Below are 24,924 nucleotides of genomic sequence, written 5' to 3'. Positions count from 1 at the left end.
AAAAGATGAAGTAAGATTCACTTCTGAAACACTCCCTGAATAATCCCATAATTTCTAACAAAAAATAATCCGGTGCGATGATTGATAAATATCCTCAAAATCTTATAGTGTCCTGCTTACCACTGAGTATGCTTCTATTACTTGGTAGCATAACTTCTAGTCCCCTGAAAGCTCAGGCTGTTGATACCACACAATTACCAACTAGTAATTTCATCCTGTCACAACAACAACTCCCACCGCCACAGGATGTCCAACCACCCTCACCTTCGCCAGTTCCCTCACCTGAAACACCACAACCACTCCCCCCGCCAGCAGAACTATTTCCACCCTCTGCCCCAAATCCTACACCAGAGGAACCACTCCCTGGCAACTTTCCTCAAACTATTGTTGTTGAACGCTTTGAAGTTGTTGGTAGCACAGTCTTCAGTCCCGAAGAGTTAGCCCTCGCGACTGCTGAATTTACTAAACGACCGATCTCACTGACCCAAGTGTATCAAGCACGTTCTAAAATTACTGATTTATATGTCCAAAATGGTTACATTACTTCTGGTGCTTATATTCCGCCCCAAACAATCCAATCCGGTGTTGTAAAAATTCAGGTCGTCGAAGGTAAATTAGAAGATATCCAGGTAACTGGAACTCGGCGGTTGAATCCGAATTATGTCCGCAGCAGACTAGCAATAGCTACATCAGCGCCTCTGAATCGGCAGCGTCTACTAGAGGCACTGCAAGTCTTGCAACTTAATCCTTTGATTCAAAACGTCTCTGCTGAACTCTCAGCAGGATCACGGAGTGGTACAAGTCTGTTGGAAGTCAATATCAGCGAGGCAAAAACCTTTAGTAGCCCAATAGTTCTTGATAATGGGCGATCGCCTAGTGTTGGCAGTTTCCGCCGGGGATTACGATTGAATGAAGCCAACTTACTCGGATTTGGAGATAATCTGAGTTTAGGATACACCAATACTGATGGCAGCAACTCCTTTGACGCTAGTTACACATTGCCTCTCAATCCCCGCAACGGGACACTTACCTTGAATTATGGAACTACGTCGAGTAATGTCATTGAACCTGCTTTCAAATTTTTAGATATCGAATCGGCATCTCGCTATTACGAATTGACATTTCGTCAGCCTATAGTCCAAACTCCTACACAAGAATTCGCTCTTGGGTTAACAGCTTCTCGACGCGAAAGTGATATCTCGTGGATACTACAAAAAGAGAGCCAAGGAGGGTTTCCTCCCTCTCTACTTTCGCCTGGTGCTGATGAACAGGGACGCACCAGGGTATCTGCCTTGCGATTTTTTCAAGAATGGACGAATCGTAACAGTCGTGAAGTCATCGCCCTACGCTCTCAATTCAGTTTGGGTATAGATGTGCTGAATGCCACGGTTAATCAAAATCTTCCCGATAGCCGTTTTTTTGCTTGGCAAGGGCAAGCGCAGTGGGTACGCCTTTTAGCTCCTGAAACTTTACTTTTATTTCGTTTAAATACGCAACTAGCATCCAGAACACTCTTACCTATAGAGCAAATTGGCTTAGGTGGACAGGATAGCATTCGGGGTTACCGTCAAGATTACCTGCTAACGGATAATGGCACTTTTGTTTCTGCGGAAGTTCAAGTACCGATTCTGCGCTTACCCCAGATAGATAGTAGGTTACAGGTTGTCCCGTTTGTGGATTTTGGTATTGGCTGGAATAGTTCTGGTAGAGAGAACCCTGACCCTAATACTTTAGCTGCTGTTGGTCTGGGGTTGCGTTGGTCACAAGGCGATCGCTTCACCGTTCGTCTTGACTGGGGCATTCCTTTAGTATCTGTTGACTCGAATGATAGAACATTACAAGAAAACGGACTATATTTTAGTTTATTATATAATCCTTTTTGAAATTTAGGGTTCATTCTCCTTCCCTTTAAAAAATAAAAATCAGACCCTTATTCAATTCAGAGTTCCCCACCACTCAGAATGAAAATCCGCGAATATACCATGTGTTCTATTCAGTGTTTGATTTTATTCTGGGTATCCTAAGAAAGACAAGGTTAGATGATATGGACAAAGGGGGAAAGTTTATAACTTATGTATGAGTAGAGAAAACAGCTAGAACTTCTACCGCAAAACTGATTGAATAATTAGCCATCTGCTCCTTTGGAGAAACCAAAAAGAGCCTTTGGGTTGAGCAGTTCTTCATGGGGAAACCCCCAAAACCACACTGCTTCATCGCGCCCGCTCCCATGAAACTAACTTTTCACGTTATTTGGAAAAGCTAACCATTGACCTAACCCCCTAACCCCCGACCCTTGTAGCGTTGGGGGAAAATTCAAAGTCTCTCTCTTTAAAGGAAGAGAGAAATAGGGGACTTCCAAGTAAAAAAATATTCCATTGCTATTGTTCACTGTTGACCGTTGACGGTTCACGAGTTTTCAGTCAACAGCCAACAGTCAACAGTCAACGACTTGAATGTGGAATAATTTATTTTTTGGAGTTCCCTAGAAAAGAGGTTTTCCAGATACCGCTGAATTGTCAGTCCCATTAAAAAGGGAGACTTAATTCCCTGCTTTTTAAGGAGGTTAGCGAGGATAAAGCCTTAACCCAAAGGTTTTGGAACTTGTGGGAGTAGGGTTTTTCAGACTAAGACATAAAAATATGAAAATTTGAGGAACAGCCATGCTAGGAAACGAGCGGGAAAAAATACGCCATCTGCTGGTCATCCAAGACCTCCAAGGCCGGCGAACTGTCCCCTTGCGAGAGACTACTTATTCTCTGGGGCGGCATCCCGCAAACACTATTATCTTGTCTTCACGGTCAGTATCAATGCAACATGCAATTTTATTGCGAGTAACTGTTCCAGAGACTGACCAATACGGCTTTCAGATTATTGATGGTAACTATAAGGGGAAAGGGAGTACTAATGGCTTATTTGTCAATGGCGCTAAATGCTTTTCCCATAATCTCAGAAATGGAGATGTCATTGCTTTTGGCAGTAATCAAGCTCAAGCTAAATATTATGCTATTTCCAACATTTCAGAAAAAGCATTTTCTGAATCTTTTGATGTTGAAGACTTATCTGGTTTCTTATCAGAGCAAGGCAGTCCTGCCAATCCTTTTCAAACCTTAGCTATCGATCCCAGCTTTGAACTAGCTAGTGAGTCTGCCCTCGCTCGCCTAGCATCCTTCCCTGAACTCATCCCCAATCCAATTATTGAAATGGATTTCGAGGGAACAGTTACTTATCTCAATCCAGCCGCAGCTCTCAAGTTTCCCAACCTTAGGGAAGTTGGAACAAAACACCCGATTTTAACGGGACTCCTGAGCGCAGTTAAGAATCTAGAAAAAAATTCTTTTGTCCGGGAGGTGGAAGTAGGTACAGAAGTTTTTGAACAATCCGTTCTCTACCTTCCTGAAAGTGATTTAATTAGAACTTTTATTACAAGGGATATTACAGAGCAAAAACAAGCCACAGCCGAACTACGTCAGCGCGATCGCTTGCTACAGGCAGTTGCAGAAGCTGCCAATTATTTGCTGGGGGAAATGAATTACGAAACTGGTATTGAGCGAGCTTTAGCTGTAGTGGGTGAAGCTGCCAAAGCCGATCGGGCCTATCTCTTTCAGAACCATCCCCATCCTGCTACAGGAGAAATAGTAGTCAGCCTGCGGTTTGAATGGACACATCCTTCTATTGAATCTACTTACGAATATTGGCAGAATCAGCCTTATCAAGCTTCTGGATTAGCTCGTTGGTACATTGTTCTCTCTAGCGGCAAGTCGATTAGCGGAGTGACCCAAGAATTTCCTGCCGTCGAACAAGAATTCATGATTAGAGATGGCATTCAATCCCTTATTTTGGTACCTCTTTGCTTGGAGAATGAGTTGTGGGGGTACCTTGGCTTGGCAGACTGCACCTTTGAGCGTCATTGGTCAAAGCACGAAGAATCTACCCTTTTGACGATGGCCGCCAGTATTATTGGGGCGCGGCAACGTCAGCAAGTAGAAGAAAAGATTCGCTATCAAGCTCTACATGACATGCTGACAGGGTTGCCCAATCGCCTACTATTTAATGAACTGCTTAATAAAACTCTCCCCAACGCCACTCGCAATGGTGAAAGTTTAGCTGTGATCTTCCTCGACCTAGATCGCTTCAAGGTGATTAATGACACTCTGGGGCACACTCTGGGAGATCAATTGTTACAAAGCGTCGCTCAAAGATTACAACACTTACTCAGAGGTGGAGACACTATAGCCCGTTGGGGAGGTGATGAGTTCACTATCCTACTCCCGCGAGTGAATGATATTGAAGAGGTAACACTGGTAGCGCATAAAATCTTACAAGCATTGGAGGATGCTTTCTATCTCCAAGGGCATGAACTTTATGTGACTGCTAGCCTGGGTATTGCGTTGTTTGATAACAACAGTCCTGACGCCGAAACACTAATCCAGCACGCAGATGCCGCTTTGTACTACGCCAAAGACAAAGGACGAAATAACTACCAATTCTACAGTGTTTCCCTAAGTGCGAAAAATCCTGAACTCCTGACTTTAGAAAAGAGCTTGCGCTATGCCCTAGAACGCAATGAATTTACGCTGTATTATCAGCCTCGTGTAAACATTGCCACAGAAGAAATTACTGGTATGGAGGCTCTATTGCGTTGGCAGCAACCAGAGATGGGATTGGTCGCACCCAGTGTTTTCATTCCCCTGGCCGAAGAAAGTGGATTAATTGTCCCCATCGGCGAATGGGTGCTGCGGACAGCCTGTATTCAAAATAAAATCTGGCAAGATGCAGGATTGCCACCCATAACGATCGCTGTCAATCTTTCTCTTAAGCAGTTCCGCCAACCCAAATTGATGGAGACTATAGCTACAGTTTTGCAAGAAACGGGTCTGGAGCCGCAGTTTTTAGAATTAGAAATTATGGAAACCACAGCCATTGAAGATTTAGATTTTACCAGAGCGGTGTTAGAGGAGCTACAGCAGATGGGTGTTTGCATCTCCATTGATGACTTTGGTACTGGTCATTCCTCGCTCTCGCGTCTACAGCTTTTGCCACTCCACAATCTGAAAATAGATAAATCTTTTATTCAATATTTGACGCAGGATGCTAAAGTAGCTCATATTATTCAGGCGATAGTTACCTTGGGACACAGCTTGGGATTGAAGTTGATAGCCGAAGGCGTAGAAAATGAAGAGGAACTGGAGTTCTTGAAATCTATTAATTGTGAGGATGTACAGGGCTATTATTTCTACCGGCCACTTTCTGCCCAGAAAGCAACAGAAATCCTCGAAAGTAAACGACCAACGCTTTAGTACCCCAAGGCGGAAGCGGGGTTGTAGAGACGCGAAATTGTACTTCGTCCCGCTACGCTAACGTGTCTCTACAGGGTTTTGGTAACAAACTAATCAATCAGAACTTATGAGACAGAGCACTAGTACAGCATGGCGGAAATAAACCCACCATTACAAACCCTGAAAAAATCAACCTTTGCAGTCTTTGAAAATGGTAGGCGTATTTACGCCGACTTGTACTAGTAGTCTGTCCCAAAAGTTTTGAGAGGTTGTAGAGACGCGAAATTTCGCGTCTTTACAGGGTTTTGGTAACAAACTAATCAATCAGAATTAATGAGACAGAGCACTAGTAGTCTGTCCCAAAAGTTTTGAGAGGTTAGTGATGTTCAGATCCCCGACTTCTTTAAGAAGTCGGGGATCTAGCAGCCCCTCAAAATCAATGGGACAGACCACTAGTAACCTACGCAGTATTGAGAGAGACGCGATAAATCGCCGTCTCTACTCTTAATCTATCCATCAATTATTTATTGACAGACCACTAGTAAAGAAGAAAAACTGTTTGTACCAGTGACGATACAATAGCATTGATTGTCTTGCTGCCAAACTTGTTCGTTCTATGCTGCCAGTCATTTATTCCGACGAATTTTTAGATCACAAGACTGGAAAATACCATCCTGAAAAACCAGAACGTTTAAGTGCGATCGCCACTGCCCTAAAAGCAGCTACATTTGCAGATAAAATTGACTGGCGATCGCCCACACCAACATCAGAACAGTCATCGCTGATGCCTGTGTTAGTTAAAGCCCATAGCCCAGCCTACATCAAAAAACTTTGGCAAATCGCTTCTAGTGGCGGCGGCCCTTTGGATGGAGATACGCCAGTTTCGCCGCGTAGTTATGATGTGGCATTGTTGGCAGTCAGTGCATGGTTGGATGGTGTTGAGGCTGTATTAAAGTCGGCTAATCCAGCTTTTGTACTAGCACGTCCCCCAGGACATCATGCAGAAAGTGATGCGGGGATGGGCTTTTGCCTATTTTCTAATGCAGCGATTCGCAGCTTTATTTGCCCTCGAACAACCCGGAATTAACCGCGTCGCCATCCTCGATTGGGATGTACATCACGGTAATGGTACTCAGGCGATCGTCGAAACCCAAGCACGCATCGCCTACTGTTCCCTACATCAGTATCCCTGCTATCCTGGTACTGGAAGATCGACAGAACGCGGCTTTCATAATAATGTATTAAATTTACCTGTACCCCCTGGTAGTGATATTGCAGTATATCAGCCACTATTTGAAAAACAGGTCGTACCCTTTTTAGCTAACTTTCAGGCGGATTTGCTGATTGTGAGTGCTGGTTATGATGGCAATGCCGCAGATCCTTTGGCAAGTATCAATTTGCAGCCAGAAGACTACGCTTTATTTACTGATTATTGTCTAGGGATAACTCGTAAAATTCTGTTTGGCTTAGAAGGTGGTTACGACTTTGACTCTCTTTCTCAATCAGTTGTAGAGACAATTGGACATTGTTTAATTTAGGTAATTTCTTTTTTTTAGGTAAAACCTCGGAATTCGTAATTGGGTGACTTTCGTATATGCACTGAGATCATAAAAATCCTATTGATTTGTAGCTCAGATTCCCGATTTCTCTAAGAAACCGGGGATCTTCTTGTATGTTTCCTTTGGATTTCACAACATAGTTTGCAAAAATAGGCAATTTCTGCATACTTATTGTCATAGTTATTTGTGAGTTAGTTGACTAATTTAACAACTATATTTACGTAAATTTAAGGTGACACAACTTTTGCTCTCAACTCAACCTAAGTAATTTCTTTTACCAAGGCTTTCTAAAATTCATCAAATCTTCAGAAATAAAAAGTTTGAATGTTGTTCTGAAACAGCTAAAGTTTTGTTAAGATGCAATTGCTAGCAGTTTCTCGGCGAAATTCACCTATCGGTGTGTGGAGAAATAAAAAGTACTAGCAGCACAAATTCAAAAAGGTGAAGCAATGACCACCTACATTTTTTTCGATGAAGCCTTACGGATGCTAACCAACGCCTATTTAATGTCAGTAGTACTGTTACTCGCAGCTTCTGGTATAGGTTTGGCGGTAATTGAAACAATAGAAAAGGCAGGAGAACGCTAAGTTTATAAATGGCAGTGTAGTTATTGCCAAAAACCATTGGGTGCGAGTGTTCGCCATGAACAAATCTTGGGAATACTAAAGCATGAAAGTCTCATAACGTTGCAGTTTTACCTGTAAATATACCAAACACACAGGTAACTGTAGCGCTATTGAGACTCTAACCAAGGAGTTACTACAATGGGTCTATTCGACGCTGTATTGGGCACAGAAAGCCAAAGCCAAGCAGCACTCAATCCAGCAGAGGCTTTTGCTGTCATTGTTTTGGTGGCAACAGCATCAGACGGTTATCTTTCTGTCGAGCAAACAAATTCTATCACTTTTGTGCTGTCTCGGATGAAACTTTTTAAAAGTTATCCCCATGAGATGATGAACAAGCTGTTTGAGAAAATCTTGGGTATTCTCCAAGGGGATGGCTTTAATACTTTATTTAATGCAGCCAAAGATTCTCTATCTCCAGATTTGCGCGAAGCAGCCTTTGCAGTAGCCAGCGATCTAGTTCTAGCTGAAGGTATCGTAGTTGAAGAAGAAAAAAACTTCTTAAATGATTTATATCAAGCTTTAGGTGTTTCTAGAGAGATAGCAATACAGATTGTGCAAGTAATCTTAATTAAAAACCGAGGATAAGACGATAAAAATATAAATATGCTTATAAACAAAGCGTGCCAAAGAAGCTTAACTTTTTTGGCACTATTTTTGCTGTTATTGTAACCAGAGAGGCAGTCTTGCTGGGGAGAGAAAGAAAAATATCATCTAAATAAATTGGCTAATTTATTTTTTGGAAGTCCTGTAAATAAATTTATCATAAATTAAAGGGTTTAAGACCCCAACCATTACATGTAGCACCCATTTCAGTCGGGGTTTAAATCCCCCGAAGTTGCCACAACGCGGGGAACTATCGCTTGGCACTTCTCAACTCTTGGAGACGCTAGGCGTTCGTCTGAAATGTCTAAAATGTTTGAATTTTGAATTTTGAATTTTGAATTGTTAACACTTATAGCGGTTCCCATTCAAATGAGGTACAAAATTATATCGCAAGGTGTAGGGGCACGGCACTGCCCATACGTGTCAACTTAAGCTAAAAATCGCTTATCTGTTGGCGAACTCACCCGCCTGGGAATAAATTCCTTTGGCTTTTAGCTAAAGTCTACTGAAGTAGACTAAAGATTTTTGGCTATATTTAGTCATCTCTAAGATGACTTTAGCTATTAGCAATCAATTTATTGCAGGGCGGGAAAGCAACGCAAAACCAAGGCTTTAGGGGTGGGGGGTTTAACAAGAGAAATTGACCAACAGTCTCATTCTATTCGCCTAATACTTTTCAAACAACCTCTTCGGCTTAGATTCGCGCCTTTTTCAAGAATTGTAAATCTTGTTGTTTAATGCAGTATCATGTCATAATTCGATTTTATAATTTTGAACTTTAAATTGTAAATTAATTATGCGTTACTCTGCCACGCTAACCGAACTGGTTGAAGTTCTTTTGGCCAGTTCTGTAAACTTATCTGAAACTGCTTTAACACAAGTAAGTTACGCTATACAAACAGATAGCCGTACCCTGAAGCCGGGTGAAGTATTTCTAGCTTTACGAGGCGATAAGTTTGATGGACATGAATTTGTGCAAACTGCGATCGCAAAGGGTGCAATAGCTGCAATTGTGGATTTTGAATACGAAAATCCGGGACTTCCTGTATTACAAGTAAAAGACACCCTCAAAGCATATCAAAAAATTGGCAGATGGTGGCGCGATCGCTTTAACATTCCTGTAATTGGTGTCACAGGTTCCGTAGGGAAAACTACAACTAAAGAATTAATTGCCGCAGTTTTAGGAACAAAGGGACGAGTTAACAAAACTTATGGAAATTACAATAACGAAATCGGAGTCCCGAAAACTCTCCTAGAACTTGGAAAAGAAGATGACTACGCCGTGATTGAAATGGCGATGCGGGGTAGGGGACAAATTGCCGAACTCACACAAATAGCGCGTCCAACAATTGGAGTGATTACCAATGTGGGGACGGCACATATTGAGTTACTGGGTTCGGAAGAAGCGATCGCTGAGGCAAAATGTGAGTTGTTAGTCGAAATGTCTGCTGATAGTGTGGCAATTCTTAACCAAGACAATGCTTTATTAATGACCACGGCAGCAAAATTTTGGCACGGAGAAGTTTTAACTTACGGCTTTTCTGGTGGGGATATCCAAGGGCAATTAATTGATAACGACACTGTAGAAGTTGCTGGAATCCAACTACCTCTACCTTTACCAGGTCGTCACAATGCAACAAATTTCTTGGCAGCTTTAGCGGTGGCAAAGGTGTTGGGGATCGATTGGGCATCCCTGAAAGCAGGTGTGATGGTGGATATGCCCGCAGGGCGATCGCAACGATTTACCTTACCTAACGATGTGGTAATCTTAGATGAAACTTATAATGCTGCACCAGAAGCTATGATTGCAGCCTTGCAATTATTGGCAGAGACACCCGGAAAGCGGAAGATTGCTGTGTTGGGTGCAATGAAAGAATTGGGAGAGCGATCGCAGCAGTTGCACCAGCAAGTGGGAGAAACAGTGAAAAAGTTGAATTTAGACGGCTTGTTGGTTTTGGTAGATGGACAAGATGCCGAAGCGATCGCTATTAGTGCTGAAGGTATCCCATCGGAGTGCTTTGCAACTCATGCCGATTTGGTGGCTAGGTTGAAGACATTTGTGCAAACAGGCGATCGTTTATTGTTCAAAGCCGCCCATTCCGTGGGACTAGATAAAGTTGTGAATCAGTTACATGCAGAATTGACAAACATTAAGTGAACCGCGAGTTTTCATTCAGGGTAAGAGCATCTCAATCCGTTTGTCATAACTGACATTAATCCCCTGGAAATTACTATCGGGACTTAAACAAAATAAAAGGTAAAAACAGAGTATAATACTTTCCTAGTATAGCTTTCACGTCGAAGTAACACCCAATGAAAGAGACAACCTCCGCAGCCATGCCCCCGTGATTTGAAAAATGGTGTCAACGGTTTGATGAAGCGTTTACTCATAAAGCTCAAAAAAGAGGGTTTAGGCATTATTTAAAAGGATTATTGGGGGGAAGCGAGAGAAAAAACCTGTCTCAGATGGCTTCTAAGGTAATTTTACTGATGGGGTAGGCAGACAATACATAGGAGAAATAGGCAAAACAGATAATGGGATTGTAGTAGTAACAACTCATTTATATGATGGACGTAAAAGCTTACCATTAGATATTGAATTATATCAAAACTCCGATTCTCTACCCTCCGGGAAACAAGACCCAGCATTTGAAAAAAAAAACTGAATTAGCGCTCAAGTTATATAGATAGAACATTGTCGAGAAAACATCAAAGGAAGTCAAACCAGATGTAGCGGCGGCTGAAGCTGGCGCAAGTTAATAGATGTGTGGCAGTACCATCTTTAGATGGTGACAATTGGCGGCTTTAGCGAGGAGAACAGCATTCAGAGGAAAACGTTACAGCGGCTTGTAAAATTTCTGCTCCCCGGCCCACTAATATTGAAATATTGAAATTAAGAGAGTAGTTGGAGCCGCCCTTAACTATGAGGGTGAAAATAAAAAAACAATTAGGAAGAAAGCCCAGTGGCTAAACATCAATCCAAACAGCGCTCACAACAACACGTCTCTAACACAGGGACAAAAGTTGGTGAAAACTCTTTCCAGATGCAACTGCAAGAATTACTGAAGCAGAAAAAATATCGGCAGGCATTGGAAGAAATCAAAAAAAATCAGCGCTTGCACCCTGATATTGAATTCACTCCCAAAGAATCAGAGATTTGGTTTCTACGGGGTCAGCAAGAATTCCAAAAACAAGATTTTAAACAGGCAGAAAAATCTTTTGTCCGCGCTCTAGAATTTGGTTTAGTTGGAGAAGTTCATTATTGGCAAGCTAGATGTTTGCTGGAGTTGAAGCAATTAGATGCGGCGCTGAATTTGCTCAGAAATGCTTTTGAGGCAGGCACTCTATCCCAAGACTACAGCATCTGTTACGTAAAACTCTTGTTACTCAAAGGAGATACCGCCACAGTTGAGCAGTTAATTAACGAACAATCCAAACGCTTTAGTGCTGCCCAACTCCACTGGGTACAAGGTGTTATGGCGCTAAAAAATGGTCAACCAGAAGCAGCTTTGACATCTTTTCAGAAAATTAAGCAAGCCATCACCGATAGAGACTCGCCAATAGCTTGGATTGTTTACACTCAACAAGTCAGCGGTCATTGGGATGCTGCCGCTAATATTTTGGGTTTGAAATCGTCTGGAAGGTCATCCGACTTGATGAACTATGGCGACCCAAAGTATTTAGAGCATCCAATTTTAGAGCGATTGGCGACTTTCCAGCAAGGAAAAACGGGACAACAACTTCTACAATCTAGGAATCCGCAAAAAACAGTAGATAAAATTACCCAAGAGGCATTAACGGCGTTGCGAATGCTGCAACTGATTGACCAAGGCGATCACCATGAGGCCGCACATTTGCTGTTGAAGATAGAGCGGCGTTCCACACGCTTTGTAGAAATAGAAAGTCTCCGTCCACTGCTGTTGACCCTAGCCGGACAACAAGCACTGAATCAAGGACAATTAAACTGTGCTGAACTATTTTGGCAGCTTTTGTTGACAGAGCAACCCTTTAACCCCCAGTTGGCAATCAATCTCTTAGAAGTTTTGGATGCTAATGATTCCGATCAAGAACGCCCACGTCTGTTGACCCGTTTTTTGAAGTGGTTAGAGCAGGAAGCAAAACAAAAACCTCAAGAATGGCCTTCACAACGATTGAAACCGACCCTAGCACATCTCCACTGCTGGATGGCAGATGCTTACATGGCAACAGGTCGGGAACGCGCCGCTTTAGGAGCTTTGCAACAAGCAGAACGCATCTGTCCCACATCGCCAGAGTTCCTGGGGCGTAAGGGACTAGTTGCGGCAATGGAGGAAAATTATACTGAAGCGATCGCACTGCTTACCCAAGCATTAGAAGGTGGATGTCGGTATGACGAAGTTTACGGTATTTTGTTGCGATGTTACGAGGAAGTAGGAGATAAACTTGCACGTAATGAAGCTCGGCGTAAATTTGGCAAGCACTTTGGCGACCTGAGCATTGAAACTGAGGTGGAAACAGTACCTTGGATAGATGCTTTATCTACGTTAAGTTATCCCTTATTTAGCCGTTTAGTACAGACAGAAGATAAAAAAGATCCTGCTATTCGTGCTTGTCAGATATTCGTGAATGCAGTGCAAAGCCCGCCCAATTCCGGCGGTCGAGTTTCATTACACCAAAAAGTAGCAGTCGAAAGATGGGACACTCTCCTAAAAAAATTATCTGGTCAAGAACAAATTCCTGTATTGCAGGCGATCGCTCTTTCTATCCACCTCTTCGCCAAACGTGAAAAAGGCATCGCCGCTTTAACAAGTCAGTATCTACAAAAATTATTCAACTTATCAACAGAACACCCAGAAGCTAGAGTTGCTCATTTAGTTGTCTTAGCCGTCAAAGAAAATAGTCCCCAAAAACTAGAAGTTCCTCTACGTACCTACCTCGACACCATGCCCCAGCCAGGAAATGCTCTGGCAAATATTCAACTTCAAGTGCGCCGTTTTGGTGAAATTACAACCCTTGTACCTGTGCTGGAATCAGCACTGCGTCGTGAACCTCAAAATCCTTTATTACTATTAGCTAGAGCCACTACCTACCATGTTGATCACCCAAACTATGAACAATTAAAGCAACAGGGATTTGAATTAGCCCGTCGCTTACAAGATGCCAAAGCATTACAAGCATTTCGGGAAGAACAGGCTTTTATCTCTGCTCAAGAAACGACTAGCATGATGCCAGACCCAGAGGAATTTGACAACCTGGATATGTCAAATATTGATGACTTCTTATCAGGGATGCTTCAAAAATTACTTGGCAACAAAATGCCCAAAGCTGATTTTGAACGGATGCTTCCAGAACTCAAGCAAAAGATGTTAAACAGTATGCCTAACTTCGATGAAGATGATGAGTCAGAAGAAGAACCAGACTTAGACTTTATCTTTGGAAACTTACCGCCTACACGTAAGAAACGAAAGGGTAGAAGAAAAGGTGGTTTTCAGGAATTGTTTTAAAAGTTAGTTTTTAGTAAGTTGTACTTAAGAGGTTGTTTGAAAAGTGTTTGGCTGTAATTTTAGGCACTTATTGATCCCCCCTAACCCCCCTTTTTAAGGGGGGAACCGGAATCAAAGTCCCCCAATTTATCGGGGGATTTTGGGGGATCTAAAAGTTTTTGCTACCGATAAGAGGACTTTTCAAACATCCTCTAATAGTGACGAACAATAAATAGTAAATTTTTAATTTGGAATTAATTTGATGACTGACCACTACGAAAGCTTAGGCATTTCTTCAGGAGCTACTGCTGCCGAAATTAAAGCGGCCTATCATGCCAAACTGCGGGAATTTCCCGCTCATACTTATCCAGAAGAGTTTAAGAAAATTCGAGGAGCTTACGAGGCAATTCGCAAAGGAGAAACAACTCAACATGAGGATTTCTTAAAATTTCGTCCACTAAAAGCAGAACTGAACCCAGAGATATTAAAACAGGTGCGAGAAAAAGCGCTTGCTCAACTAGAAGTTAGCCTGGATGATTTAATTCGTGCCACATTTTAAATAATTCGTAATTGTTAGTTACTGATTTTTCTAATGTCCCCTCACTATTAACAAATGACTAATGACTAATGACTTTGAAGTTTTATTTACCAAATTTTTAGACTATTTACAGTCAGAACCAGTACCTCCTGACTATTTGGGTGAACCACCAGAATCTGCTAATACCTTTGACCCCTATCAAATGGTGGCAGAATGGACTGCCCTGCGCCATGAAGTTAAGCAACAGGGTAAATTATTGCGTTCTACTCAAGATGCTCTGGTGCAAGCATTGGAAGTAACTCGCGCAGATAAAGAACAGTTGCAAATACGTCTAGAAGATAGCCAAAAACAGACATTGGCTCAAATTGAGCAACAGCAGGAGAAACTGTTAAAAGATTTGTTGGGTATCCTGGATGCTTTAGATCAGGCTTGTACTTATTGGGAAGAGGAATTAGCAGCATTATCTGCTACCTCAAAACTAAAACCTATTCCTCAAAAAAGCTTCTGGGAAAAGCTAGGAGATTGGATTAATGGCAATTCTACCCAATCAGATAGGTCTGAAAAATTACCAATGCCAGAATTATTAACTGAAATTTTAACTAGCAATCAACAAGGTGTGGAGTTAATTAGGCGATCGCTTTTAGAGTTACTACGACAACGGCGTGTTGTTCCGATTCCAGCACAGGGCAAACCTTTTGACTCCCAGACAATGTATGCTGTGGGACGTGAGTCTAGAACAGATGTTACAGATAATACCGTAATTCAAGAAGTAGTGCGGGGTTATTTATGGGGCGATCGCATTTTGAGGGAAGCACAAGTTATTGTAGCGGCACAAGTGGCTAGAGACTTAGAGAAGTAAGACACTAGAAAATTACGAATTACGAATTTAAACGCTACACCAAACCAGCTTGAAAAATCTGGTTTGGGGTGAGATTCAATTCGGGAAAAGTTTGGGAGACAAGGCGATCGCTATCTCGAAACTTACTGATCTGATATTCTCCATCAATCAAGTTACAGACAGAGATTGTCGGTTGTTTGGGGTTGCCAATAAAATTACGTCCACCCAAGGCCGCATAATCGACAATCCAGTATTCGGGGATACCCATCTCTTCATAGTCAGCATATTTCAAGTGGTAATCGTCCCGCCAATTGGTTGATACAACCTCAATTACTAGAGGTATTGATACACCCAAACTCACGGTAGATTGTTTTTTCCACAATGGTTCATTTGCGAGATTTGCCCGATTTAGCACCAATACATCTGGAAAGTAACCCGAATCTTTTTCAGCAGGTCTAACTATAGCTTGATTGGGGACAATGTAGGGTAGTCCTAGACGTTTGATTTCAAAAGGAATTTCGATACCTAAAAATCCTTTAACTTCTTCGTGTTCTCCTACTGGTTGTGCCATCTCAACGATTTCCCCGTTATGTAGTTCGTAGCGTACACCGGAATTTTCGGGTAGGCGATCGACGAATTCCTCAAAGGTTACTAGCTTGGGTATGGCTTGAGTCATAGATAATAGAGAATTACTACTTTGGAAATATTATCTCTAATTTAGGAAACTGCGGACAGCTTTTCTACCACGCTTAAGTATATGGGTATAAATCATCGTCCTCTTTATATCCGAGTAATTCCTGTAACCTGCCGATAAGCCGTTACGTATTTAATTAAATCTTGATTCATACCCGACATTTGTTTAATATTTGCAAAAACTTCATCTTTTGTAATAACTGTTGGTAAATATTTATATTTATTCGCACGTACTGCATCAACCTTTAAATCTAAATCTTGTTTTAGTTCTCGATATAAAAGAAAAAGATTATGTAGAAACTTTCCGTATAATAAATAGTTAGACGGGAATAAATCTGAAGTTACTTAGACATATAGAATATTATTTGGGAGTCATGAAAATGGTAAACTCTGAAGATAATCCAAATATCAGTCAAGGAGATATTTCTCAGCAAAATGTCTATGCCGTTTCAAAACGCGGTGCAAAATTGAAAAAGGTAAGTGTTTCATTACCATTTGGCATTGGATCTGCCGAATGGTAACCTGAAACGGAGGAAAAGATCACGTTGGACTCGGAATTAATAAAACTTTTAGAATGGCTTTCAAAGCAGCAGGGAACCAGTGTTGATATTGCATTAAAGAAAGCTGTAACTACGGCTGCATACATTCATGACATTACAGTTAATCAAGGAGGTAGATTATTAATCCAACGAAAAGATAAAACCATTGGCGAAATCATATTAAAGTAATAAACTTGGCTAGAAGTCAATGATAACAAATCCTCAAGAAGAACCTATATTACCTGCAAGAATAGAAACTAATGATTTTAATGAACATGAATTATTCAATAGATACCTTAAAACCGAAGATGCCGATATAGCGAATTTAATTCCATTTCAGAAAGAGATCAAACTGGAGGAAAAGCAGGAATAAACGCGATCAAAACTGGCAACATTCTTGATTAAAATGCTTGCTGCAACTTTAATTTCTAGCTTCTTTTTAGTTGTTATTTTGATTTTATGTACAAGCTTGGTAGACGAAAAAAAAGCAGAGGTAATAGAGAAGAAAAGTGCTTTAGTTAAGGATCTAGTCACATTTATAATAACCGCACAAACAGGTCTAATTGGTACAGCTCTCGGTTTTTACTTTGGATCTAAGAGTAATGATTAGACAAACTGATTAGCGACGCTAATTCTTCGGCTAAATTTTCTTAAAGTCCTATTTGTTTGCGACTATACCGTAGCAGTCAATATCTTGTACTCTTATATCTAATGGTGAAGCTGCCATGCTTCAAAAAAAATAGAATATCATATTACAATCGCTCAACTTCCACCGCAATGTGTGCAATTAGACTTGTCGCATGTGGGTGATACAGCTAAGACTACGGGCAAATAACTTTTAAACTAACTTTGAATTTTATGAAAGCAGTTGGTATTGATTTAGGCACAACAAATTCCGAAGTGGCGATCGTCGAAAATGGACAGGTGCGGGTATTGCCAGGAGAAGATGGCGACCTGATTTTACCTTCCTGTGTGGGATTTAGCGATACAGGTAAACTGCTAGTGGGACGGGAAGCCCTCCGTCAGTATGCAGCAGCACCTGAACGCACCGTGAAGTCAATTAAGCGCTGGATGGGAACTGACCACAAAACCACTTTCGGAGATAAAGAATACTTACCTCATGAAGTTTCCGCGATTATTCTCCGCGCTCTGAAACAACGGGCTGAAAATGCTTTAGGAGAAACAATCACCCAAGCAGTGATTACAGTTCCAGCCTACTTTACCGACGCTCAACGGCAGGCAACTAAAACTGCTGGCGAGATAGCTGGTTTGGAGGTACTGCAAATTATCAACGAACCAACGGCGGCGGCTTTAGCTTATGATTTGCGCTCCGAAGAGACAGAACGAGTTGTAGTTTATGACTTGGGAGGTGGTACTTTTGACGTGTCAGTAGTTGAAATTACGGGTGAAGTGACAGAAGTACTAGCTAGTCATGGCAATAACCGCTTGGGTGGAGATGATTTCGACAGACTTTTACAACTCCATCTAGTAGATTTATTCCGCAAACAGCATGGCGTCGATGTCCCAGATGATGCAGCTACCCAGGCGCGTCTCCTGAGAGCAGCAGAGCAGTTAAAAATTGACCTGAGTTCCCATGCTTTTGCCACAGTCCGGGAAGCCTTTTTAGGTAGTAAAGGCAAGACTGCACTACATCTGGAGACAGAAGTAGCACGAGCAGATTTTGAAAAATTGATTCGCCCACTCTTGACAGAAACCCTAGAGGCAATTGACCGCGCCCTAACAGACGCCAGCCTAGAACCCAATGAGATTGACCGGATTATTTTAGTTGGTGGTTCTACACGCATTCCTTTAGTGCAACAAATGATCCAAGAGCATCTGGGACAAAACCCCACCGATGGCATTCAACCAGACCTTTGTGTGGCGTTAGGAGCAGCTTTACAAGCTGGGGTGCTGGTAGGTGAATCCGTGGACGCCATTCTTGTAGATGTGATTCCTCATTCTCTGGGCATTGCTGCGGCTGTGCCTACACCAATGGGTATTATGCCAGGTTACTTCAGTGTGATTATTCCCCGCAACAGCGTTGTTCCTATTTCTCGCTCCCAAGTTTATTCCACCGTGTTTGATGAACAAGAAGTGGTAGAAATTGAAGTTTTTCAGGGAGAAAATACGGTTGCTGAAGAAAATGTTCCTCTAGGTTCCTTTAGAGTGGAGAACTTACCACCCAAACCAGCCGGAGGTATTGAAGTCGAGGTTCACTTTGACTTTGACCTGAATGGCATTCTCACTGTAACCACTACTGAGAAAGGCAAAGGACAACAAGGAACGCTAGTAGTAAATAATGCAGGTATCCAGAAACTTTCTAGCCATGAATTGAAGCAAGCAAGGGCAGATTTAGATGCATTGTTTGACAGTGATGAAACAATTGAAATCTCCGCAGAAGATTCAATCGAGTCTGTAGAAATCGCTCCAGAATTGGCAGCACTTTTAGACCGCGCGGGGCAAGCACTTCTTACGGTAGACTCTGAACAAGCTCTTGAATTACAAGACTTATTAGAACAGATTGAAAGTGCGATCGCTAACAATAGCCCAGAACTACCCCAGTTAGAAGAAGAACTCTCAGATTTTCTTTACTACGCCAGTACGAATGATGAATAGGGAATAGGGAGTGGTAATTATGAAATGTCCTGTCTGTGGTGCAGTTTATCGTCCAATCAAGGGGAGCAGAGTCGGGATTGAGCAGCGCAATAATGATTACAAGGAAGAAACTGCTACCATATCTGCCTCATCTTCTTCATCTCTTTTACTCAGCACTGCTTCTTCCTCCCCAACTTGCAGACGCTGCAAAGTAGACTTGTCTGACTTGTTCCGTCTGCACGACCAAGCCATCTGGTATCACAGACAAGCACTGCATTTATTGTCAAAAGGGCGTTATCCAGAAGCAGCAGTGCACAACAATCAAGCTCTAGCTTTGTATTACAGCAATGCAGACTTCCATGCCTTGGCTGGGAAATTATCGGCATTGCAAGGAGAATGGAGAGAAGCGATCGCATCTTGGCAACAAGCACTCAAGTTTGACCCACAAAGTGCCATTGCTTCTGATTCTCTACAAACGATCAAGCTTATGGCAACTCTCACCGCTAACCGCAAGCGGTGAGAGTCGGATTGAGAAAGGTTTTGACTGTGTAGCCAAGCCAGTGCGTTGGGCGGCGAGCCACTCTTGTTGCACCTGTCCCGCGACTTCCAGTCGCCCGCTGAGTAATAAATTAGACTTTGCAAACAACCTCTAAGATGCGTTTATATACCAGTTGCAACAACGAGCTTGAGGAATAGTGCGATCGCGACGATGTGTAGATTTCAGGCGTTGTTGGAAAGACTAGGGCTGTTACTGTAGCGTCTTTGAAAAATAATTGCTGCCAAATTAGTCACTAAACACGTAATTGCTAGCCACAGCAAGATATAAGTAGGAGCCATTACCACGCCAACCATGAACCAAGTATATACGTGCAGTATCATTACAGAAGCGAAAAAGCTAGCAATTCCAGCAGATTGCCACACTTGATACGATGGACGACGTAACGCTACCAGGCTCATCGTTAAAATTGTGACAAGCAAGTTCGCTGGTACGAGAAATGCACAAATACTAACGCAATTGCCACGAGAGAACTCAGCTAAGGTGTTTAAATCGAGCATTAATTTGTTGGGATAGGTGTTAACTTTTTAAGAATTTAATTTATTGTATTTTAAAATAACGAAATCAACATTAATATATGAGTGAGTAATCACATTGCAAATATAACATAAATTAAACTATTGAATTGCCTTTTGATACTCCCAATAGTTAGTTAATTATAAAGATTTTAGATAAGTAGGGTGGAAAATACCCACCCTAGCTGAATTAACCCGGTAAAATCACCGTATCGATAACGTGTACCACACCATTATCGGCTTCGATATCTGCTGCTAAAACTGTGGCATTTTTAACTTCAAAACCATCAGAAGAACTAATTTTAATGGGTGAACCTTCCACAGAATTAACCGTACCGAGTTCTGCTAAATCAGCCTTTAGCAGCTTTCCTGGAACGACATGATACTTTAAAATCCGCGTTAGCTGGGGAATATTTTGTAATAGAGTTTGGATAGTTCCCGGTGGTAACTTGGCAAAAGCATCGTCATTTGGTGCAAAGACAGTGAACGGGCCAGGACTTTTTAATGTTTCTACTAAACCAGCAGCTTGTACAGCTGCCACCAGTGTTTTAAAAGACTCAGCCGTAACTGCAATATCAACAATATCAGCCATATATCTTACCTAGAATCTCTGCAAAAGATTTTAAAGGATAATAAACCTATTTGAAGTTTTATTAAACAAAATAAATTTAAAATCAGGCGTTAAAAAAAAGGCAGGGGAGCAGGGGAGACAAGGGGGGGATGAGGGAGCAGGGGGAGCAGGGGGAGCAGGGGGAGAAAAATTAATAACCCAATTCCCGATTCCCGATTCCCGATTCCCGATTCCCAATGCCCATTAATTATGATTAACTTTCCAGTTTGCTAAATCAGTTAAAGAGCGATCGCGGTAACGTCCATAACGCTCCTGCTTACTTTTAATTTTCGCACCCAGTTCGGGAAAAATCCCAAAGTTGGGCGGCATTGGTTGGAAATGCTTCGGGGAAGCGGAACTAATAAATTCCAATAACGCACCCATCATTGTTGTTGGGGGTAAAACCAAAGCTTCTTTACCCAAAGCTAGCCGCGCTGCATTAATTCCCGCCAAGCAGCCACCCGCAGCCGCAGCAGTGTACCCTTCAGTACCAATCAACTGTCCAGCAGCTAACAATGTGGGACGCTCTTTAAATTGCAAACTAGGATGCATTAGTTGAGGAGCATTAATAAAAGTGTTGCGGTGCATCACTCCCAATCGCACAAACTCCGCCTTTTCCAAACTTGGAATTAGCTGAAATATTCGCTTTTGCTCACCCCAACGCAGGTTTGTTTGGAATCCTACCATATTCCACAGTTGACCGGCTTTATCTTCTTGTCGTAACTGCACCACAGCATAAGGACGTTCCCCGGTGCGAGTATCTGACAATCCCACTGGCTTTAGGGGCCCGTAGCGCATGGTATCTTCCCCACGCTGTGCTAGTTCTTCAATGGGTAAACAAGCTTCAAAAAATTTCGCCGTTTCCCGTTCAAAACCTTTGAGTTCTGTTTGTTCTGCTTTACAAAGTTCTTCTCGAAACCTTAAATACTGCTCTTTATTCATTGGGCAGTTGAGATAAGCGGCTTCACCTTTGTCATAACGTGATGCCATAAAAGCAACGTCACGGTTAATCGATTCTCCCACAATAATCGGACTAGCGGCGTCGAAAAAGCTGAGGTATTCCATCCCCGTAAAGCGCTGCAAATCTTCGGCTAAGTCGGGACTCGTTAAAGGCCCAGTTGCCAAAACCACAATTCCTTCAGGAATCGCAGACACTTCACCCCGGCGAAATTCAATTAAAGGATGACTCGCTAAAGTTTGAGTCAAGTCTTGCCCAAATTGTCCCCTATCTACCGCTAACGCCCCACCAGCAGGTACGGCGTGTTCATCAGCTTTAGAAATGACGATAGAACCTAGTTGGCGTAACTCTTCGTGCAATAATCCGGCTGCGCGATCGCTTGCCATTGCCCCAAAGGAATTACTACACACTAATTCTGCTAAATGTTCTGTATGATGAGCAGGGCTGAAGCGTTTTGGACGCATTTCATGGAGAATTACCGGTACTCCAGCTTGGGCTATTTGCCAAGCTGCTTCTGTCCCAGCTAGTCCACCTCCAATTACTTGTATCGGTTGTTGTTCCATAGTTAAATTTTTAGTTCCTAATATTGTAAGTATTTATTAGCATCATAGAAGTAAAAATAAAGAAAAGAGATAAACTTATGATTACTTCTATAAATAGAACATCAGCGATTATAAATTATCTGTATCAATTCCTTTTTCTTTGAGTTTAGCTAGTAATTCTTGATAGCGATCGCGCTCTTTTTCTAATTCTTCTAAAGCCGCTTCCTTTGCTTGGCATTCCCGTTCTGCACGTTGGCGTTCTTGTTCCCGTAACTGGTCAATTTCTACAGGTGACAAAAATTTTTGTCCAGTAGAAGAAACAATTTCCAAAGTCTCTGGTGTTAATGTAAAACAGATTCCCAAGCGCGGACTTACCCAGCCATTCATCTCTTCGATGACTTCAAAACTATCTCCAGAACGGAGCAAGCCGTTTAAATCGTTCTTAGCCGGATCATATATATAATATTCTTCCACACCGTAACGCTGGTAAAACTGCAATTTTTTAGCCATTTCTTTGAGAGTGTTACCTGGCGATAGTATTTCAAATACTACCTGTGGGGGAATATTATCTTCATTCCATTGTAAATAGGAACCCCGTTTTCCTTTTGGTCTGCCAAAGACCACCATTGTATCCGGCGTTTGTTTAATATTCGGGCTTCCTTTAACTGGATACCAAAACAAATCTCCGGCGATAAATACATCAGCTTGCGATGCAAATAGGATTTCTAAATTTTCTTTAATTTTGACAATCCATGTAAATTGTTCTGTATTATCCGCCATTGGCTGTCCGTCGCTTTCTGGGTAGATGACTTCGATGGTGGTTTCTGGTGTAACTTGTTGTACCATTGCTGCACCTCCAAGTATAGGGTTTTTAGCTGATATTTATAGTTGAGATGGCGATCGCGTTAATTTAAGATGCTTAGATGCAAAAAGGCTTGTCGCCAAACATTGCTTGTCTGAATTTATTCATTTAGAGGGGTTTGCTGTATTGCTTGCTGGACTTGTGCAACATCCAAATCTAACGCCTGTGATATCTGTTCCACACTTAAACCCAGTGCTAGCAGTTTAGGTACAGCTTCTAACTTTGCCTCAAAACGACCTTCTTGTTTACCTTCTTCCTTGCCTTCTTGTTTGCCTTCTTGTTTAGCTTCTTGATAAACCCGTGTTTGCTTCAACTCACTTAACCCAAACATCGCTTCTATCTCCTCTCGACTTATGTTAGGCAATTTATAAACCAGGATTGTCTCTATTAATTCTAGTAATTGTTTTTGTGGAAGTTGTAAATTTACCGCTTGTTTGGTACGGTTGATTAAAACTCTTGCGGTAGTAATAGTTGTATCTTCATTTTCAATTACTAATTTTAGGGTAGCAATACCTATTGGTAGTGATGCAGCTTCGCCTAGTTCATCCAAGTAAATTATACTAATGCGATCGCTATTAAAAAATTCGTGGCAATCTTGTCGCTCGCCAGTATCTATATTCCTTCTGGGATAAATCACCACTCCTCGCCAAGAATTTTTAGATTTATTTTGCCGCAAATAGAGAAATGCTTCCGAAACTAGGCGCAAATAAATATCTGAATCTGGTTGAAATTGAACTTCAAGGAAATAAATCGGATTTTCTCCGTCTTGAGTCGGAAGAAATACACCATCTATTCTAAAGGCAGTTTGTTTGATTTCAACTGAAGAGAATTGATAGGTATTTGCAGTCTCAGGAGGATTGCCAATCAGTTCAAAGAAGATACTGGGAAACTCTTGAAATAGGCGATAAAATATACTGTCAGTTTTCACTCTGGATGTTGTAGCACAGTTTTGAACTTCAGCAATTTTATAATGCAATACGCTTGGGTTAAGCGCTACTTCTACAAAATCGTGGGTTTTGAGACGCGATAAATCGCCGTCTCTATAAGACGCGATAAATCGCCGTCTCTATAAGACGCGATAAATCGCCGTCTCTACAAGTGTTTTGGTCTTATCTGAACTGTATTGTTTTATAATGTGCTGCTCTCTGATTGCATAAATTATCCCAGATGGAAAACTAGTACAGCGCGGCGTAAATAAACAGACCATTCAAAATCAACGGAACGCTTACTCTGTCTTAATTTTGAATTTTGAATGCGTGAATTTTGAATTCCGCCTTGCGGTACTAGCTATTTGGCAGCTTCTTGTATTTTTTGATCGTAAATTCCATACTTATGGAAATTTCCGATCGCGTACTTCCACGGCATAATCTTGCACGGCTTTGGTAATCGTCTCTCGCAAGTTTGTGTAAACTTTGGCAAAGGGTGGATGCTTCTCAGCAAGTCCAAGGACATCAGAGGTAACTAAAACTTGTCCATCGCAGTGAGTTCCCGCACCGATACCGATTGTGGGAATGCTTAATTTTTGTGTAATCTGCATTGCCAAATCTGCGGGGATATGCTCTAACACTAGAGAAAATACCCCAGCTTGTTCCAGAGCGATCGCTTCAAGTAAAATCCTCTCACTCGCTTCTTGGGTTTTCCCTTGTTGTCGCAAACCGAGTTGATGTACTGATTGCGGTGTCAAACCGACATGGCCCATTACCGGAATTCCAGCTTCTACCAGACGAGCAATAGTTTCTGCGATCGCTGGATAGCCACCTTCCAATTTTACCGCTTGAGCGCCCGTTTCCTTGAGTACCCGCCCAGCTGAGTGCATTGCTTGCTGGAGACTTTCTTGATACGTCAAAAATGGTAAATCTACCACCACTAATGCGCGTTTAACCCCACGGCGCACAGATTTGGCGTGGTAGATCATCTCATCCAAAGTTATCGGCAGTGTTGTTTCATACCCTAGAACTACTGCCATAGAGTCACCCACGAGGATTAAGTCTACACCAGCTGTATCGAGGAGTTGAGCGATCGCATAATCCCAGGCCGTCAACGCCACAATTGAACGTCCCTGTTGTTTCCATTGAATTAATTGCTGGGTAGTAATTGCCATTGCCAATTTTAGATTTTAGATTTTGGATTTTCGATTGGGGATTAGGTATTA

General features: G+C 42.0%; 22 protein-coding genes and 2 pseudogenes. 17 read left to right on the top strand and 7 right to left on the bottom strand.

Annotated features, from left to right (window positions below; all coding sequences use genetic code 11):
* Nucleotides 1–77 precede the first annotated feature (77 nt).
* The 11 genes and pseudogenes from D1367_RS09395 (at nucleotide 78) to D1367_RS09355 (ending at nucleotide 14,923) form a co-directional block, all read left to right on the top strand.
* Nucleotides 78–1,883, top strand: coding sequence for a ShlB/FhaC/HecB family hemolysin secretion/activation protein (locus tag D1367_RS09395; RefSeq protein ID WP_118166055.1), 1,806 nt, complete (start codon nucleotides 78–80; stop codon nucleotides 1,881–1,883).
* Between the two features lie 508 nt (nucleotides 1,884–2,391).
* A complete protein-coding gene (locus D1367_RS31730) occupies nucleotides 2,392–2,529 on the top strand; it encodes a hypothetical protein (protein WP_220451024.1) in 138 nt (45 codons plus the stop codon).
* A gap of 131 nt (nucleotides 2,530–2,660) precedes the next feature.
* Entirely contained in the window at nucleotides 2,661–5,297 is a 2,637-nt protein-coding gene (locus D1367_RS09390; RefSeq protein WP_118166052.1) for an EAL domain-containing protein, read from the top strand.
* Nucleotides 5,298–5,892: 595 nt separating this feature from the next.
* Nucleotides 5,893–6,814, top strand: a pseudogene (locus D1367_RS09385) (histone deacetylase family protein).
* A 470-nt stretch (nucleotides 6,815–7,284) separates the two neighbouring features.
* Entirely contained in the window at nucleotides 7,285–7,422 is a 138-nt protein-coding gene (locus tag D1367_RS30650; RefSeq protein ID WP_181985120.1) for a hypothetical protein, read from the top strand.
* A 177-nt stretch (nucleotides 7,423–7,599) separates the two neighbouring features.
* Entirely contained in the window at nucleotides 7,600–8,046 is a 447-nt protein-coding gene (locus D1367_RS09380) for a tellurite resistance TerB family protein (protein WP_118166049.1), read from the top strand.
* Nucleotides 8,047–8,860: 814 nt separating this feature from the next.
* Nucleotides 8,861–10,222, top strand: coding sequence for a UDP-N-acetylmuramoyl-tripeptide--D-alanyl-D-alanine ligase (locus D1367_RS09375; protein ID WP_118166046.1), 1,362 nt, complete (start codon nucleotides 8,861–8,863; stop codon nucleotides 10,220–10,222).
* Nucleotides 10,223–10,377: 155 nt separating this feature from the next.
* Nucleotides 10,378–10,777: pseudogene (locus tag D1367_RS09370) on the top strand (transposase); the annotation flags it as partial.
* Nucleotides 10,778–11,027: 250 nt separating this feature from the next.
* Complete coding sequence (locus D1367_RS09365; RefSeq protein WP_118166044.1) at nucleotides 11,028–13,547, top strand: tetratricopeptide repeat protein; 2,520 nt, start codon at nucleotides 11,028–11,030, stop codon at nucleotides 13,545–13,547.
* 241 nt (nucleotides 13,548–13,788) lie between these two features.
* Nucleotides 13,789–14,085, top strand: coding sequence for a DnaJ domain-containing protein (locus tag D1367_RS09360; RefSeq protein WP_118166041.1), 297 nt, complete (start codon nucleotides 13,789–13,791; stop codon nucleotides 14,083–14,085).
* A 61-nt stretch (nucleotides 14,086–14,146) separates the two neighbouring features.
* Nucleotides 14,147–14,923, top strand: coding sequence for a nucleotide exchange factor GrpE (locus D1367_RS09355; RefSeq protein WP_118166039.1), 777 nt, complete (start codon nucleotides 14,147–14,149; stop codon nucleotides 14,921–14,923).
* 34 nt (nucleotides 14,924–14,957) lie between these two features.
* Here the strand turns inward: D1367_RS09355 and D1367_RS09350 are convergent, their stop codons facing one another.
* The gene (locus D1367_RS09350) at nucleotides 14,958–15,578 is read right to left on the bottom strand and encodes a Uma2 family endonuclease (protein WP_118166036.1); all 621 of its coding nucleotides are present in this window, start codon (nucleotides 15,576–15,578) and stop codon (nucleotides 14,958–14,960) included.
* Nucleotides 15,579–15,975: 397 nt separating this feature from the next.
* On the opposite strand from D1367_RS09350, the gene D1367_RS30645 reads away from it, so the two are divergent.
* From D1367_RS30645 to D1367_RS09330, 6 genes are all read left to right on the top strand, one after another.
* The gene (locus D1367_RS30645; protein WP_181985119.1) at nucleotides 15,976–16,116 is read left to right on the top strand and encodes a hypothetical protein; all 141 of its coding nucleotides are present in this window, start codon (nucleotides 15,976–15,978) and stop codon (nucleotides 16,114–16,116) included.
* Between the two features lie 24 nt (nucleotides 16,117–16,140).
* On the top strand, nucleotides 16,141–16,323 hold the full coding sequence (locus D1367_RS09345) for a hypothetical protein (protein WP_118166034.1): 183 nt from the start codon (nucleotides 16,141–16,143) through the stop codon (nucleotides 16,321–16,323).
* Between the two features lie 19 nt (nucleotides 16,324–16,342).
* Nucleotides 16,343–16,507: a hypothetical protein gene (locus D1367_RS30640; RefSeq protein ID WP_181985118.1), complete on the top strand. Its 165-nt coding sequence runs from the start codon at nucleotides 16,343–16,345 to the stop codon at nucleotides 16,505–16,507.
* A 33-nt stretch (nucleotides 16,508–16,540) separates the two neighbouring features.
* A complete protein-coding gene (locus D1367_RS09340; protein ID WP_118166031.1) occupies nucleotides 16,541–16,744 on the top strand; it encodes a hypothetical protein in 204 nt (67 codons plus the stop codon).
* Between the two features lie 248 nt (nucleotides 16,745–16,992).
* Nucleotides 16,993–18,750, top strand: a complete 1,758-nt coding sequence (locus tag D1367_RS09335) for an Hsp70 family protein (protein WP_118166028.1) — start codon at nucleotides 16,993–16,995, stop codon at nucleotides 18,748–18,750.
* A 19-nt stretch (nucleotides 18,751–18,769) separates the two neighbouring features.
* Nucleotides 18,770–19,249 carry a hypothetical protein gene (locus D1367_RS09330; protein WP_118166025.1) on the top strand — a complete coding sequence of 160 codons (480 nt, stop codon included), beginning with the start codon at nucleotides 18,770–18,772 and terminating at the stop codon, nucleotides 19,247–19,249.
* A gap of 200 nt (nucleotides 19,250–19,449) precedes the next feature.
* On the opposite strand, the gene D1367_RS09325 is transcribed toward D1367_RS09330, so the two are convergent.
* The 6 genes from D1367_RS09325 to panB form a co-directional block, all read right to left on the bottom strand.
* Entirely contained in the window at nucleotides 19,450–19,785 is a 336-nt protein-coding gene (locus D1367_RS09325; protein WP_118166021.1) for a hypothetical protein, read from the bottom strand.
* A gap of 205 nt (nucleotides 19,786–19,990) precedes the next feature.
* Entirely contained in the window at nucleotides 19,991–20,392 is a 402-nt protein-coding gene (locus tag D1367_RS09320; protein ID WP_118166018.1) for a fasciclin domain-containing protein, read from the bottom strand.
* A gap of 222 nt (nucleotides 20,393–20,614) precedes the next feature.
* On the bottom strand, nucleotides 20,615–21,931 hold the full coding sequence (gene trmFO, locus D1367_RS09315; RefSeq protein WP_118166016.1) for an FADH(2)-oxidizing methylenetetrahydrofolate--tRNA-(uracil(54)-C(5))-methyltransferase TrmFO: 1,317 nt from the start codon (nucleotides 21,929–21,931) through the stop codon (nucleotides 20,615–20,617).
* A gap of 108 nt (nucleotides 21,932–22,039) precedes the next feature.
* Nucleotides 22,040–22,756 (bottom strand): Uma2 family endonuclease, encoded by a 717-nt coding sequence (locus tag D1367_RS09310; protein ID WP_118166013.1) that lies wholly within the window; start codon nucleotides 22,754–22,756, stop codon nucleotides 22,040–22,042.
* 116 nt (nucleotides 22,757–22,872) lie between these two features.
* Nucleotides 22,873–23,700, bottom strand: coding sequence for an Rpn family recombination-promoting nuclease/putative transposase (locus D1367_RS09305; RefSeq protein WP_118166011.1), 828 nt, complete (start codon nucleotides 23,698–23,700; stop codon nucleotides 22,873–22,875).
* 402 nt (nucleotides 23,701–24,102) lie between these two features.
* Complete coding sequence (gene panB, locus D1367_RS09300) at nucleotides 24,103–24,873, bottom strand: 3-methyl-2-oxobutanoate hydroxymethyltransferase (RefSeq protein WP_118166008.1); 771 nt, start codon at nucleotides 24,871–24,873, stop codon at nucleotides 24,103–24,105.
* Nucleotides 24,874–24,924: the final 51 nt, after the last annotated feature.

It is taken from the genome of Nostoc sphaeroides, from assembly GCF_003443655.1.
Lineage (GTDB): Bacteria > Cyanobacteriota > Cyanobacteriia > Cyanobacteriales > Nostocaceae > Nostoc > Nostoc sphaeroides.
The sequence above is the reverse complement of the archived record's forward strand: the minus strand, read 5'-3'. Positions and strand labels throughout refer to the sequence as shown.